Consider the following 15,045-nt stretch of genomic DNA (forward strand, 5'->3'; position numbering starts at 1 on the left):
ATGAAATTTCCGGTAGACTAGAAAGTAGAGTGCTAAGAAATGAGGCGTTAAACGATGAAGATTTTTCATACAGCGGATTGGCACCTGGGGAAAGTACTCCAAGGTGTGTCTCTCATAGAAGAACAACGTTACGTTTTGGAACAGTTCATAGAAGCAGTGAAAAAAGAACAGCCGGATGTTGTCATCATTGCGGGAGACCTTTATGATCGCTCAGTTCCGCCTGCGGAAGCAGTAAGCTTATTGGATGAAGTATTGTGGAAGATAACAGTTGATAACCATACACCAGTCCTTGCGATTGCTGGCAATCACGACAGTCCTGCACGTTTGCAGTTTGGCAGCCGTCTCATGCAAGCAAACGGTCTGCATTTGATTGGTAAACCTACTGAAAAAGGGGAAGGGACTACTGTTGAACTCACAGATGAATTCGGACCCGTACAATTTCATCTGATTCCATTTGCTGATCCTTCAGTAGTACGTAATTTAACTCAAGATGAAAGCATCGACAGTCACCATCGTGCTATGCAATCAATCATTAGCTCATATGGCGAGTTCCAGACAACAACGCGTCAAGTTGCCATTGCCCACGCTTTTGTCACTGCAATGGGCGAAGCAGAAGAGAATACCAGTGATTCTGAGCGGCCGCTTGCCATAGGCGGTGCAGAATACGTCGCAGCTGACTTGTTTAAAAACTTTCATTATACTGCGCTTGGTCACTTGCATCAGGCTCATTTCACAGGTACAGAACAAGTCCGATATTCAGGGTCTCCTATGAAATATTCGATTTCGGAAGAACATCATCAAAAAGGGTTTTTAGTTATTAATCTAGATGGAGCTGGAAAAACAACGATTGAAAAAAGACCACTGGTTCAAAAAAGAGATATTCGAACAGTTACCGCGTTTATGGAAGATTTATTGAAAAATGAGCCGAATGAAGATTATGTTTTTGTAAAATTATTGGATGAAGCACCTGTACTTTTTCCAATGGAAAAAGTTCGTTCTGTGTATCCCAATGCGATGCATGTTGAGCGCGTTATAAATCGAAAACTGCCTGAACAAACTGTCTCTAAAGTTTCGACGATTGAACGATTAGACGACCAAGCACTATTTAAATCCTTTTATGAAGAAGTCACCGGCATGCCGCCCGATGAAGAAACGGAGACAATTGTGAGAGATGTATTGCAAGAATTATTAACTGGAAAGGAGGAATTCCAATGAGACCGACAAAGTTGACTATGACTGCTTTTGGACCCTATCGAAGTACGGAAACAATCGACTTTACAAAGTTAAAAGAATACGGATTATTCGCAGTATCGGGAGCTACAGGGGCAGGTAAAACGACTATTTTTGATGCAATATGTTTTGCACTATATGGTCAGGCCAGCGGAGAGGACAGAACGGATATCCGAGCACTTAGAAGCGACTTTGCATTGTCAGAACTCCAAACTTCAGTGGAGCTGGAATTCGTCATACAAAATCGTATATTCCGTGTGTTTCGGCAAGTTCCTTATACAAAAAAGGGGAATAAAAGTGAAACAAGCGGACGAATTGAGTTTTTTGAAATGACTGCTGAAGGAGAAGTGCCCGCAGTAGATCGGCAAATGGTTTCAGAAGTAAATAAGAAAATTGAAGAACTTATCGGTTTTACATTAGCTCAATTCAGCCAAATCGTGATGCTGCCCCAAGGAGAGTTCAGGAAGTTTTTAACGTCTGATACAGAGAATAAAGAAACGATTCTACGGAAAATCTTCAAGACCGAAAATTATCGTGAGATGGCAGATGTTTTGAAAAGAAGAAAAGATCATGCAGCAAGTGAGCTAACATCTTCGCGTCAGGCGATGCAGCAAATTTACCGTCAAGTACCTGCAAGTTTACCAGAGAGGGAATCTATTCTTTTTGAAGAATTGCGTTCGGATTCCATACATCCAAGTCGATTAATGGAAGGGTTGGCTCAAGAGAAGAACCATTACAGTACAGTTTCAAAAGAAAGCGATGCGCGTTACCGTACTGCGTATGCAAATCATGAAAAGGCGCAGCAATTATATTTCCATGGTGAATCAATTAATAAGTACTTTGAAGAATTAGAAGTGAAAAGGCGTGCGTTAACAGGATTGAAAACCCGAGCAGCTGAATTAAATGAAGATCGCTTGAAGTTGAAAAAGTCCGAACAGGCAGTTCAACTGGAGTCGAGCGAAAACCGCGCCATTGAAATGGAAAGTGAAGCTGGAAATCGTAAAAAGGAACTGCAGGCAGCTAATGAAAAGTTTGAACTTGCGAAAGAAGAAGCAGATAAAATTGAAGTGCTATTTAATGAGGAACTGCAAAAACAACCAATGCGTGAGCAAAATGCTAATCGGCTGATTACACTTAAAAATTACTTGCCAAATGTAAAACAAATTGATGAAAAAGAAATAAAAATTCACGCGCTGGAGGGTACGTGCAAGAACAGGATTCGTGAACTTCAAAAGATGAGAGAGTCGGAAGGACAACTAGACCAGAACGTTCAACAGTTAAAAGAGCAAACAGAAGCACTTGAAATCGAGAGTGAAGGATACGAGGAAGTTTTAGAAGAATTATCTGAAGCACGCAGCCAAACGGATCTACTCACTAGACTCAGTCATCTGACGCAAACAATTCAGCAGCTCTCACTTGAGGTGGAGCAAAAGTTGAAAACGATGGAGATAACGCGAAAACAAGCGAACGATACTGAATCCCAATGGTTAGCTAATCAGGCGTCCGTTCTCGCAGAGACATTGGAGGAAGGAGCGCCATGTCCTGTTTGTGGAAGTGCGCACCATCCGCTTGTAAAAACAGTCATGCATACTGCACCAATTACGAAAGAGCAGCTTGAAGCTGATAAACAAACCGCCGCACTGGCTTATGAAGTGTATAAGGATGCGGAAGTGCAGCTAACGAACGAACGCGCAGAAGTACATCGATTGGAACAGAAGTTAGGACAAGAATTTAAAGTGGAAGCTGTAGTCGACTCTCAAGCTATTGTTCAGGAATTAGAGCAAAAACAGCGGCAAATGAAAAGTAGCCGGGAGCGCTCAATTACTTTCAAACAGCAGTATAATGCTATGAACGAACAATTGCTTGTGCAGCGGCAAAAGATAGCAGACCAAGAGAAGTCGATCTATGCAGTTCAAGCAGAATTGAAACAAGTAACGGCAGTTCTTGAAGAATCACTTAAAACAGTTCCTGAAGAGTTCCGTATGCTTCAAACGTTACAAAATGAAATATCCAAAGTAGAAGCAACTAAACTTTTACTTGAACGTGCTTGGGAACACGTAACTTACAAGCGACAAGAAGCAAAAGAAGCTGTTTCAAATGCAAAAACTGCTGTGGACTACGCAACAAAAAATGCTGAAGAAGCGGCTGCTAAGCAACAAAAGTCTTTAGAACAATTCAAAGAGGCTCTTTCAATATCAAATTTTGAAAATGAGTCGGACTATCAGGATAGTAAATTGCTGGCTGAACAGCGAAGTGCTCTGACAAAGAAAATAAATGATTACGATATCTCGGTTCAAACAACTACACAAGCGATTGAACAGTTACAGGAGCATGTAGAAGGAAAAGAGAGAGCGGATTTAGAAACGCTCCGAAAGCAAACCGAACACTACAAACAAGCTTATGAACAAGAACTGACTGTATTTCATGCCACTGCGGAATTAGAAAAGGCAGCTGGGGAACTTCACAGGCAATTAGATGAAATAATGGGTACTCAAGGGAACCTTGAGAAGACCTGCGCGCGGTTAACCGAATTACATGATTTAGTTCGTGGGAATAACGAACGCAAGCTCTCGTTTGAACGCTATTTACAAACAGAATATTTAGAGCGTATTTTACACGCGGCAAATGGACGGCTAGGGGAATTATCAAATGGTCAATTTCAATTATTACGCAGTGAAAGACAAGAGAGCAGAGGTCGTCAAAGTGGATTGGGAATCGATGTATATGACGAATACACAGGACAAAACCGAGATGTGAAAACACTATCAGGCGGAGAGAAATTTAATGCCTCGCTCAGTTTGGCACTCGGAATGGCAGATGTGATACAAAGTTTCCAAGGTTCCATCTCAGTCGAAACGATGTTTATCGATGAAGGCTTCGGATCTTTGGACGAAGAATCGTTACAAAAAGCGATTGATACACTTGTCAGTTTACAAAAAGCAGGACGGATGATTGGAGTTATTTCTCACGTAGCAGAATTGAAGGAAGCGTTCCCGGCTGTTTTACGTGTTGAGAAAACGAAGGAAGGACACAGTTATACACGTATCGAAATACACTGATGACCATATATTACCGCCTTCAGAATGTAAAAGCAGCTTGCTTTTTTGTAAGTCGCGGTTTATGATGAGTGTCTGCAATATATCGCATATATTCACCAGTCATCTTAGGAGGTACTCGTATATGGATAAAAAATTACCATTGTCATCATTAGTCGTTATTGGAACAATGTTATTCGCTTTGTTTTTTGGAGCAGGAAATCTTATCTTTCCAGCTCAATTAGGTCAAGAAGCAGGTACGAACTTTTGGCCATCCGTCATCGGATTCTTAATCACGGGTGTAGGTCTGCCGTTTCTCGGGATATTAGCAATCGGCTTTTCGGGAAGTGCCAATTTACAAGAACTGGCTAGTAGAATTCATCCCGTCTATGCAATTCTTTTCACTTCTATGCTCTATTTAACAATTGGACCATTTTTTGCAGCGCCTAGAACAGGTGCAGTTGCATTTGATATCGGCATTGTTCCATTCTTAAATGGAGCTGACCCGTTAATTCCGAGATTTATATTTACAGCGATATTTTTTGGAATCACAATCTGGTTATCATTGAATCCTCAAAAGATTGCAGATAGAGTAGGTAAATTCTTATCTCCTGCAATTATTGTTTTGATGCTCGCTCTCTTGGCTGTAGCATTATTTTCACCAATGGGGTCCTTCCAAGCTCCATCTAGCAGTTACCTTTCAGGAGCATTTGGAAAAGGGTTTACTGAAGGCTACAATACAATGGATGCTCTTGCTTCTCTTGTGTTCGGCATTATCGTCATTTCGATTGTGCGTTCAATGGGTGTGCAGTCTAAAAAGGGAATTGTGGCGGCTACGTTTAAAACAGGAATTGTTGCTGCTGGATTTTTAGGAATTCTTTATGTAGGAATTGCTTACCTTGGAGCAAGTAGTGTGGAGTCTCTAGGAATGTTGGACTCAGGCGGAGCAGTCCTAACTTCTGTTGCAACCAATTACTTTGGACAAGCGGGCTTAGTGCTTCTTGGAGTCGTTATCTTGCTCGCCTGCTTAACAACGAGTATCGGTCTCATGACAGCATGCGGCGAGTACTTCCATACGCTTATTCCAGCACTATCCTATAAAGTGATAGTAAGTACATTCACAGTTTTCTGTTTCATCGTTTCTAATATTGGTTTGAATAATATCATTACGTATTCGGTACCCGTACTATTATTCTTGTATCCATTAGCAATCACACTTATGCTGTTAACATTCGTTTCTCCATTATTTGGTCATGCACGGATTGTTTACGTTGCAGTGACTGTTGTCGCAATGCTGATCAGTATAGTGGATGGATTAGCTGCTTTGGCTGATACATTACCGGGTGGAAAGTTAGGGAAACTCATTGAACCTCTTACTGCTTTCTACAGCAAGTTCCTTCCATTATATGATAGTGGTCTCGGCTGGCTGTTACCAACGGTGGTTGTCATCGTAGTATTCGGTGTAATTGCGAGAGTCACTGGTATGGGTTCACAGCAATCGCTCACTGCAGAAAAAGAATAGTAGTTGAAAAAACAGCGTGTCTTCCTCAGTGATGAGAAGACACGCTGTTTTTGTATATAATTATTTTTGAAATTTAATCTAACTTAGATAGTGCACCTGTGGAAGAAAGACTAGTGCATTCGTGAAAAGCGAAATGAGAGCATCCTACACACTTCTTATGGTCAATTAGCTTTATAGCTCGGGTAATCGCTTCTCCTGTATGGTCAAAAAATGAATCTTTCCCGATTTGTGCATAAAGTCCAGATTGCTCTAACGTTTGAGTCAACGAGTCAGATAGACCTGTAACAAGAATCACACCGCCTGACTTTTGAAAATGAGTGACGATTGAGCGCAAATTAGCTTCACCTGTTGCATCCATGAAAGGCACTTCCCCCATACGTAAAATAAGAACTTTCGAATGATAGTGAAGTGAATCCATAATACGCTCCTCGAAGACTTGTGCGGCGCCAAAGAACAACGGACCCTCAATCGTGTACATACTGATTTGAGGACAATCATGAAGCGCATGGACACTATCTGCTGCTACATGTTCATTTTTCAAAGAATGATCAGGAAGTACTTTTGAGACGACCAATAAATTACTCATCCTTTTTGCAAAAAGAAAAACTGCTAGAATCAGTCCTACGACAACCGCGATGGTAATACTAGCGAAAATAGTGAGCAAGAAAGTGACTGCTAGAACTAAAGAGTCGCCATTTTTCATCTTAATGACACTTGCAAATTGCCGGCGTTCGCTCATATTCCAAGCAACAAGCATAAGAACGGGGGCAATACTAGCAAGCGGGATTTTTGAAGCATATGGGGCAAGAAGAACGATGGTCAGCAGCACGAAAATGCCGTGGATAATACCTGATATAGGTGAGGTTGCACCGGACTTTATGTTCGTTGCTGTTCTCGCAATTGCACCAGTGGCAGGTATTCCGCCAAATAAGGGTGTGATAATATTAGCGATTCCTTGACCGACCAGTTCGCGGTTACTGTTATGTTTTGTATTTGTCATACCGTCAGCCACGACTGCAGATAGTAAGGACTCAATGCCGCCCAGCGCTGCGATAACAAATGCAGGGACGAGCAGTCGTTCAATACGTTCTAGCGTAATATCCGGAAATTCGAAATGGGGGAGCTCGCTTGGGATAGTTCCAAACGTTGAACCAATCGTATCAATAGAGCCAGATAAGAAGAGGGAAGCAGCTATCGTAGTGACAACTAATGCAACAAGTGAACCAGGAACTTTAGGAAACATTTTGGGAGTTAGAAGAATGATGATAAGGCTGAGAACTGCCAGTAGAATGCTGTAAACATTCAGTGTATCGAAATGGATTAAGACTTCGTACATGTTATCGATGAATTTTTCATGTTGGTTCATACCGGATAATCCGAAAAAGTTTTCTATTTGTCCAGTAAAAATCAGGACTGCGATTCCTGCAGTAAATCCAATTGTTACCGGTCGTGGAATGAACTTTATAAAAGCGCCAATTTTGAAGACACCCATGAGAACAAGCATAATTCCAGCCATAAAACCCGCGAGCAGTAAATCTGTATAGCCATACGTGATGACAATTCCGAACAAAATCGGAACAAATGCGCCAGTAGGTCCGCCAATTTGGTACTTGGATCCTCCAAATAGTGAAATTAAAATTCCTGAGATACATGCAGTGTAAATGCCGTATTCCGGTTTCACCCCAGAAGCGATTGCAAATGCCATTGCTAAAGGAATCGCGATGACGCCAACAATGACTCCTGACAACGTATCTTTTTGAAGCTTTTGTAATGAATAATTTTTAAACCTTCCCGTGAACAATCGACCCATTTTATCCCTTCTCTTTTTTATAATGAAAAACATTAACCTGTGTTAGGAATCAATCAAAGTTTTAAGGATACTTAGAAGGATTTATCCTCTTCCATTTCTTCCAGCATCGATACTGTATCAATTAAATGGTTATTGAAAATCTCACGTGCTGCATCTAACAAACGAATAATGGATGGATCTTTTAAGGAATAAATAACACTTTTCCCTTGTTTTCTGCCAATAACAATGTTTTTAGCACGTAAAATACTGAGTTGCTGCGAGACCGCGGATCCTTCACTGTTCATGGAGTCTTGCAGTTCACTTACACTTTTCTCACCAGTTGATAGCACTTCTAGAATTTGAATGCGCAATGGATGAGCAAGCGCTTTAAAGAAATCCGCTTTAAATTGTTGCATGGTTGCCATAATAAACAATCCTCCTTATGTATATACATATTCAAATGTTTGAATATGTGTAAATGAAGTATAGCTTAATGCAGGTAAAATGGCAATAGAGCGAGAGAGTCCGAGAAGGCGGGACATGAAAAAACGACTTTCCTCAGTAATTTGAGGGAAGTCGAATCTTATTTCTTTAGTGATTGGAATTCATTGATAGCACGTAACCAATTGCCCCGCATAAGGGAAGAAGCTTGATCGGCATAATTATTTTTCAACATGTCGATAATCTTATCGTGTTCTTCAATAGACTGCTCTGTCAAAATGATGGAATTATGGAAGAACAACCGTCTAACATGAGCCTGCAAGGAAGCAGTGATAGAAGAAATATAAGAGTTGGCTGCCGCGTCGACAATAACTTGGTGAAATGATTCGTCAATCTTTAACGCTGTAAAATAGTCTTCGTTCCTAACCGCATCTGCAAATTCTTGGTTAATGGTGGTTAGTTCTTCTATTATGTGGTCGGAAATCGATGGTGCAGCTAGTTCAGCAGCCAAGGCTTGTAACGCTGCTAAAGGAGGCAGCAACTCATTAATAGAATCCTTTTCCACATCGGTAACTTGTGTTGCTTTACCTGGATACATTTTAACAAATCCTTGAACTTCAAGTAATTGAAGTGATTCGCGTATTGGAGTCCGGCTTACACCAAGTGCTTGTGCGAGCTCATTGTCGATTAACTTTTCTCCGGGTTTTAAAGTACCGTCAATAATCCATTGCTGAAGCTGATTGAATGCGCTTTCTTTTGCGGTTTGACGTGCTGGTTTTGTATGATTTTGAGGTATTGGCATTACGTTCACCGTCCTGATTTGACTTTCTATGTCTACTATACATTACTTTACAGCTAGAGTGAACCACTTAACATGAATGTTTCTGACTGCCGTAATAATTACTCTTTTTTTGTAACGGGAATGGAGGTTAACTGTAATCTTTCTGTAATAATAGGCTGTTAACCTATACACAGACTTAAAAACAAGGGAGCGGAGCTTTTGAAGAAACTTATTTTTACATTCGTCTTGGCTACGGCACTTATGATCAGTGGAGCAAATGAAAGTTCAGCAGCAGCATCAACTCACAAAGTGAAAAAAGGCGATACACTATACAAAATATCTAGAATACACAATGTATCTGTGAATAACATTATGAAATGGAACGGAATGTCTTCAACAGTAATCTATCCGAACCAAACACTTAAAGTAGTAAGCACGGGTTCAACAACAGCTGCGAAAAAACCAGCTAAAGCGCCAGCGAAAAAACCTTCACGTTCTGACAACGAAATTGTGACAAAGGAATTCATGGCAAATGCTTCAGCTTACACAGCTTCTTGTAAAGGATGTTCTGGAATTACAAAAACAGGACTTAACTTGAAAAAGAATCCTGGTTTAAAAGTAATTGCAGTAGATCCTAAAGTTATTCCATTAGGTTCAAAAGTATATGTTGATGGATATGGCTATGCAGTTGCAGGAGACATTGGCGGAGCTATTAAAGGAAACCGCATCGATGTATTCATGGCATCACATAGCGCTGCTATCAAATGGGGACGTAAGAGTGTCCGCGTTAAGGTATTGAACTAATCGAATACAATTCAGACCAACCATTCGCCTGGTTGGTCTTTTTTTTACCCTTAATGGTACACTATTAATCATACAGGGGGGATATATATGGAAGTTATTATTGTAACTGGAGCGTCTAAAGGGATAGGAAGTGCATTATATTCCCAGCTTCAAGATAGAGGATCGATGGTAATTGGAATGGCTCGCAGCAATCCGAATGGGTATGACTCATTCGAGGAAATAGATTTAACAAACCGCAACACCCGCAAAGGTGTGATTGGACGGCTCCTTGAACCCTATCTAGGGAAAGCGACGTCGTTTACTCTCATTAATAATGCAGGAACGGTAGAACCTGTTGGGAAAGTTGGGGAACTTGCTGCGGATGCACTTCAAAAAGCGATTGAACTCAACTTAACAGCCCCTATCGAATTGGCGAATGAATTCATAGATGTATTGAGCGAAGTTGACGTGAAGAAACAAATCGTTAATATTTCTTCAGGTGCTGGACGAAATGCCACTGAAGGCTGGGGCATCTATTGTACAACCAAAGCAGGTCTTGACCGTTTTTCAGAAGTGGTGCGACTAGAACAAAACCGGGCCGCGTATCCAGTGGGGATTGTATCAATTGCACCTGGAATTATTGACACAGGGATGCAAGAGACAATTCGTTCTAGTGATATAGGCGGATTCCCGATGCTTGATCGGTTCATCGAGTATAAAGAACAAGGTAAACTCCGAAGCGCCGAAGAAACAGCGCGACTTTTGCTGGAGTGGATCGCTCATGAAGAGTTGACGACTACAGAAGTACTGTGTCGCCTCAGTTGAGTTATATGAAGCATGTAGCTAAATAATTATTTTACTACCCTCATAAAAGGCCCGCCAATTCCATGAGAATTAGCGGGCCTTTCTTTATTGTACAATCTTATCGCGCACGTCGGTTCGTTTTCTCTATAATCAGCAAAAATGGCGGATGGTTTTGCTGATTGACGACTTCATAGCGCACAACCTGAAATAACTTGGCATTCAGCTGCTGCACGAACTCCAAGACTGCGTCCCGTTCCTCTGGTCCACCTGGATGTCCATCATATACTGCAACCGTTATTACACCGCCAGGTTTTAGCAACTGAAGTGCTGCCTTTAGCGCTTGCACCGTAGTATCTGGTTTCGTGATGACGGCATGATCATTTTGGTTAGGCAAGAAGCCTAGGTTGAAAACAGCTGCTGAAATTCCATCTGGGACATACTGTTTGATACGCGCATGACTATCCAGTATCAATTCAGTTCGGCTGTATAGTTTGCCTAGCCGTTCCTTTGTGGCATCGAGTGCTTGTTGTTGAATATCGAATGCATATACTTTTCCAGAAGAACCTACAGCCTGCGCGAGGAAAAAAGTATCATTGCCGTTGCCCATTGTGGCATCCACTACAATGTCTCCTTCTGAAATCATTTCTGTCAGCAGCTGTTTGGAATGAGGCAAAATGCGCCTCAACCGGAAGCCGCCGCCCTTCAAAGTGGAGCGACCGCTTTCTTGTAGTGCTTGCCTTGCCAGCTGTCCCTGCGTTCCAGTTCACGGGAAATATCGTTTAATACATCCCACTTCGTAACACTCCACATCGGCCCGATAAGCAAATCGATTGGACCGTCACCAGTGATTCGATGCACAATCATTTCAGGAGGCAGCATTTCAAGCTGATCGACGACCAAGTTTACATATGTTTCCTGGTCCAGAAATTCGAGCAAGCCTTTTTCATACTGTTTCACCATTGGTGTTCCTCTTAATAAATGAAGCAAGTGAATTTTAATTCCCTGTACATCGAGTTTTGCAACTTCACTCGCTGTTTCTTTCATCATTTCCAAATCTTCACCAGGCAATCCGTTAATGATGTGGGTACAAACGTTAATATTATGGTTGCGCAGTTTTTGAACGCCTTCTTTATAAAGTTCAAAGTCATGTGCACGGTTGACGAGTTTCGCTGTTTTTTCGTGAACGGTTTGTAAGCCAAGTTCAACCCACAAATACGTACGTTCGTTCAGCTCTGCCAAATATTCGACCACATCATCAGGAAGACAATCGGGACGGGTTGCAATGGATAAGGCAACAACGCCTTCTTGTGCTAACGCAGCTTCGAATTTCTCTTTTAATTTCTCAAGCGGTGCATGAGTATTGGTATAGGCCTGGAAATACGCCATGTACTTGCCGCTTTTCCACTTCTTATGCATACGGTCCCTAATCTCAGCAAACTGCACTTCTATCGGATCTACACGATCTCCGGCGAAGTCGCCAGATCCAGCTGCACTGCAAAACGTACAGCCGCCGAACGCGACAGTGCCATCCCGATTCGGGCAGTCGAATCCTGCATCCAGTGCCACTTTAAATACTTTAAAACCGAATCGGTCTTTTAAATGACGAGACCATGTATGATAGCGTGTCCCGTCAGACGGAAACGGATAGTTGTTTTCTTCCATTAAAACCACTCCTTAAAGTGATAGTGTACCATCTTTTTGCAGACAATCATCATCTGAATAATTGAACATCATTTTTCGTCTTGTCAATTAGTAAAGATAAGCATAAAATCATACTGAGCTTGAAAGATAGGAGGCGAAATTTCTTTGCCTAAAAAAGTTTGGCTTTTGATTATTGGAATGTTTGTGAATGTAATCGGCAACTCGTTTTTGTGGCCGTTGAATACAATCTATATGCACGATTATTTAGGGAAGTCATTGTCAGTCGCGGGGTTAGTATTGATGGCGAATGCGGGAGCAGGCGTCGTTGGTAATCTACTTGGCGGTTTTTTATTTGACAAAATTGGCGGCTATAAGTCGATTATGGCCGGGACACTAATTTCAATTGGAGCGTTAGTCTGGCTAGTTATTGATCATTCCTGGGGGCCATACGTCGTGTTACTGACGGTACTCGGATTTAGTGGTGGGATTATCTTCCCAGCTTTCTATGCGATGGTAGGAACAATTTGGCCCGAAGGGGGACGACGATCATTCAACTCGATTTACTTAGCGCAAAATGTTGGAGTTGCGATTGGTCCTGCGCTTGCTGGATTTTTAGCTGCGGTCAACATTGATTACATCTTTACAGCGAATCTAGCTTTTTATGTGCTGTTTTTATTTATTGCATTCTTCTTTTACAAAAAGATGAGTATTGCACCGGAAGTACATACGTCAATTTTGAAAGAAAATACGGGCATTAAGAAAAAAGCACCTTTTATTGCGCTGTTGATTGTCATGATCGGGTACTTGTTGACATGGCTAGTCTACTCTCAATGGGCAACAACGATTTCAACTCATGCAACTTCTGTTGGTGTGACATTGACGCAATATAGCTTCATTTGGACGATTAATGGATTGCTTATCGTAATTGGACAACCGCTCATTAAACCATTAGTTAAACGTTTGGAGAACAAAGTGAAACTGCAAATTTTAGTTGGTCTTGGTATTATGCTCATCTCGTTCTTTGTGGTAAGTTTTGCGAATACGTTCAATGTTTTCATCGTTGCTATGATTATATTAACATTTGGTGAAATGATCTCATGGCCAGCATTTCCCACGCTTGCCGATCAGCTCGCACCACGTGGAAAAGAAGGATTTTACCAAGGAATTGTCAACTCTTCTGCAACAGTAGGTAAAATGATCGGACCGATAGCTGGCGGTGTGCTTGCTGACATCTATGGTGTGCAAATTGCATTATGGGTGTTAACAGGTTTAATGAGTTTAGCTGTAATCCCGACGCTTTTTTATGATGTGCCATTGAAAAGAACAGGATATGAACCGAAAAGTCGTTGAGGCTTTTCGGATTTTCTTTTGTTTAATTGCAAAATACGAAATGGTCTGATTAAATAAAGAGAGGTATGCGAAATAAAATTGCATTTGTACAGGAGGTTCGTCAGATGAAAACGATTTATAAATCAGCAAGAGAAGCCGTGGAACCGATCCAGGATGGTATGACGTTAATGGTTGGTGGATTTGGTCTGGTAGGAATTCCTGAGCAGCTTATTTTAGCTCTCGTTGAAAAAGGGGTAAAAGACTTAACGATTATTTCAAATAACTGTGGAATCGATGAATGGGGACTTGGTCTTCTATTAAAAGAAAAGCAGATTAAGAAAATGATTGCCTCCTACGTAGGAGAAAACAAAGAATTTGAACGCCAAGCACTATCAGGAGAACTTGAAGTAGAGTTAACGCCTCAAGGAACGCTCGCTGAAAAAATTAGAGCAGGCGGCGCAGGTATTCCGGCATTCTTTACGCCAGCTGGTGTAGGTACGGAAATCGCAGAAGGAAAAGAGATTCGTGAATTTAATGGCAAAGAGTATGTTTTGGAAGAATCATTAACTGCTGACTTTTCACTCGTGCGTGCTGTGAAAGCGGATACATTTGGGAATTTAATCTATAACAAAACGGCGATGAACTTTAATCCGATGATGGCGACTGCGGGTAATGTCACAATTGCAGAAGTCGAAGAAATTGTGGAAGTTGGACAGCTTGACCCTGCCTTCATCCATACGCCGAGCATTTACGTACAAGGATTATTGCAAGCTGAGCAGGAAAAACGGATTGAACGTCTGACAACTCGATAAGGAAGGGGACGAACACACATGACAACAGCGAATTCAAGAGAGTTAATAGCACGAAGAGCTGAACAGGAAATAGCAGATGGAGATTACGTAAATCTCGGGATTGGAATGCCGACACTCGTAGCGAACTACATATCCCCCGATAAGACGGTTGTGCTGCAGTCGGAAAACGGATTACTTGGGATCGGTCCATATCCTGCAGAGGACGAAGTAGATCCAGATCTTATTAATGCAGGAAAAGAAACGGTAACAGCGAGCACAGGCGCTGCATACTTTAGCAGTGCTGAATCGTTTGCCATGATTCGCGGCGGTCATATCGATGTTGCAATTCTCGGAGGTATGGAAGTGTCTGAAAAAGGGGATCTCGCAAACTGGATGATTCCAGGTAAGGTGATAAAAGGTATGGGCGGTGCAATGGATCTCGTTCACGGCGCTAAGAAGATTATCGTCATCATGGACCATGTATCGAAAAAAGGGGAACCTAAAATTAAGAAACAATGTGACTTGCCGTTAACAGGGAAGCAAGTGGTCGATAAAATCATTACTGAACGCGGATTGATAGAAGTGACGCCTGATGGCCTCGTGTTAAAAGAGGTATTTGAAGGGTATACTGTTGAAGATATTGTCGATGCAACGGGAGCCGACTTGACGATTGATGTAAAACAATAAGTCAAGTTCATGAAAAGCTTGTCAGAAATGCATCCTTCCAGTAAAATGAAGGTCAATATGGTGACGTTGAAGAAGAGTAGTAGTCGGATGAATTCCTTTTTAGAGAGCTGACGGATGGTGCAAGTCAGCAAGGAAATCTGTTGAACTCACTTCTGAGTCTGCACGTAAAGTTGAACCGTGCCGTTTAGTTCCGCGTTAAGGAGTCAAGTTGG

The 15,045-nt window shown here is 41.7% G+C and carries 13 protein-coding genes and 1 other annotated feature (1 of these 14 cut by a window edge); of the genes, 8 read left to right on the plus strand and 5 right to left on the minus strand.

What is annotated here, in order from left to right; translation table 11 throughout:
* Window positions 1–54 precede the first annotated feature (54 nt).
* The 3 genes from QT716_RS09735 to brnQ all read left to right on the plus strand — a co-directional run bounded on the left by QT716_RS09735 (window position 55) and on the right by brnQ (window position 5,787).
* Window positions 55–1,215: an exonuclease SbcCD subunit D gene (locus QT716_RS09735; protein WP_317935852.1), complete on the plus strand. Its 1,161-nt coding sequence runs from the start codon at window positions 55–57 to the stop codon at window positions 1,213–1,215.
* Window positions 1,212–4,289: an SMC family ATPase gene (locus tag QT716_RS09740; RefSeq protein ID WP_317935853.1), complete on the plus strand. Its 3,078-nt coding sequence runs from the start codon at window positions 1,212–1,214 to the stop codon at window positions 4,287–4,289. Before QT716_RS09735 ends, QT716_RS09740 begins: the two co-directional genes overlap by 4 nt.
* A 121-nt stretch (window positions 4,290–4,410) precedes the next feature.
* On the plus strand, window positions 4,411–5,787 hold the full coding sequence (brnQ, locus tag QT716_RS09745; RefSeq protein WP_317935854.1) for a branched-chain amino acid transport system II carrier protein: 1,377 nt from the start codon (window positions 4,411–4,413) through the stop codon (window positions 5,785–5,787).
* Between the two features lie 73 nt (window positions 5,788–5,860).
* Here the strand turns inward: brnQ and QT716_RS09750 are convergent, their stop codons facing one another.
* The 3 genes from QT716_RS09750 to QT716_RS09760 form a co-directional block, all read right to left on the minus strand.
* Window positions 5,861–7,597: a SulP family inorganic anion transporter gene (locus QT716_RS09750; RefSeq protein WP_317935855.1), complete on the minus strand. Its 1,737-nt coding sequence runs from the start codon at window positions 7,595–7,597 to the stop codon at window positions 5,861–5,863.
* Between the two features lie 71 nt (window positions 7,598–7,668).
* The gene (locus QT716_RS09755; RefSeq protein ID WP_398293056.1) at window positions 7,669–8,001 is read right to left on the minus strand and encodes an ArsR/SmtB family transcription factor; all 333 of its coding nucleotides are present in this window, start codon (window positions 7,999–8,001) and stop codon (window positions 7,669–7,671) included.
* Between the two features lie 158 nt (window positions 8,002–8,159).
* The gene (locus QT716_RS09760) at window positions 8,160–8,819 is read right to left on the minus strand and encodes a GntR family transcriptional regulator (protein ID WP_317935856.1); all 660 of its coding nucleotides are present in this window, start codon (window positions 8,817–8,819) and stop codon (window positions 8,160–8,162) included.
* A 198-nt stretch (window positions 8,820–9,017) separates the two neighbouring features.
* On the opposite strand from QT716_RS09760, the gene QT716_RS09765 reads away from it, so the two are divergent.
* Together QT716_RS09765 and QT716_RS09770 are read left to right on the plus strand one after the other, a co-directional pair.
* Window positions 9,018–9,602 carry a 3D domain-containing protein gene (locus tag QT716_RS09765; RefSeq protein ID WP_317935857.1) on the plus strand — a complete coding sequence of 195 codons (585 nt, stop codon included), beginning with the start codon at window positions 9,018–9,020 and terminating at the stop codon, window positions 9,600–9,602.
* Between the two features lie 87 nt (window positions 9,603–9,689).
* Complete coding sequence (locus QT716_RS09770; RefSeq protein ID WP_317935858.1) at window positions 9,690–10,406, plus strand: SDR family NAD(P)-dependent oxidoreductase; 717 nt, start codon at window positions 9,690–9,692, stop codon at window positions 10,404–10,406.
* A gap of 97 nt (window positions 10,407–10,503) precedes the next feature.
* On the opposite strand, the gene QT716_RS09775 is transcribed toward QT716_RS09770, so the two are convergent.
* Window positions 10,504–11,070: a tRNA (mnm(5)s(2)U34)-methyltransferase gene (locus QT716_RS09775; RefSeq protein ID WP_317935859.1), complete on the minus strand. Its 567-nt coding sequence runs from the start codon at window positions 11,068–11,070 to the stop codon at window positions 10,504–10,506.
* 17 nt (window positions 11,071–11,087) lie between these two features.
* Window positions 11,088–12,047 (minus strand): TIGR01212 family radical SAM protein, encoded by a 960-nt coding sequence (locus tag QT716_RS09780; protein ID WP_317935860.1) that lies wholly within the window; start codon window positions 12,045–12,047, stop codon window positions 11,088–11,090.
* 144 nt (window positions 12,048–12,191) lie between these two features.
* Here QT716_RS09780 and QT716_RS09785 point away from each other — a divergent pair, with 144 nt between their 5' ends.
* The 3 genes from QT716_RS09785 to QT716_RS09795 all read left to right on the plus strand — a co-directional run bounded on the left by QT716_RS09785 (window position 12,192) and on the right by QT716_RS09795 (window position 14,833).
* Entirely contained in the window at window positions 12,192–13,376 is a 1,185-nt protein-coding gene (locus QT716_RS09785) for an MDR family MFS transporter (protein WP_317935861.1), read from the plus strand.
* A gap of 104 nt (window positions 13,377–13,480) precedes the next feature.
* Complete coding sequence (locus QT716_RS09790; RefSeq protein WP_317935862.1) at window positions 13,481–14,167, plus strand: CoA transferase subunit A; 687 nt, start codon at window positions 13,481–13,483, stop codon at window positions 14,165–14,167.
* An 18-nt stretch (window positions 14,168–14,185) separates the two neighbouring features.
* Entirely contained in the window at window positions 14,186–14,833 is a 648-nt protein-coding gene (locus QT716_RS09795; RefSeq protein WP_317935863.1) for a 3-oxoacid CoA-transferase subunit B, read from the plus strand.
* Between the two features lie 57 nt (window positions 14,834–14,890).
* Window positions 14,891–15,045 (plus strand) — a binding site (T-box leader) (it continues 61 nt past the right edge of the window).

This window comes from Sporosarcina aquimarina (assembly GCF_033253705.1).
GTDB lineage: Bacteria > Bacillota > Bacilli > Bacillales_A > Planococcaceae > Sporosarcina > Sporosarcina aquimarina.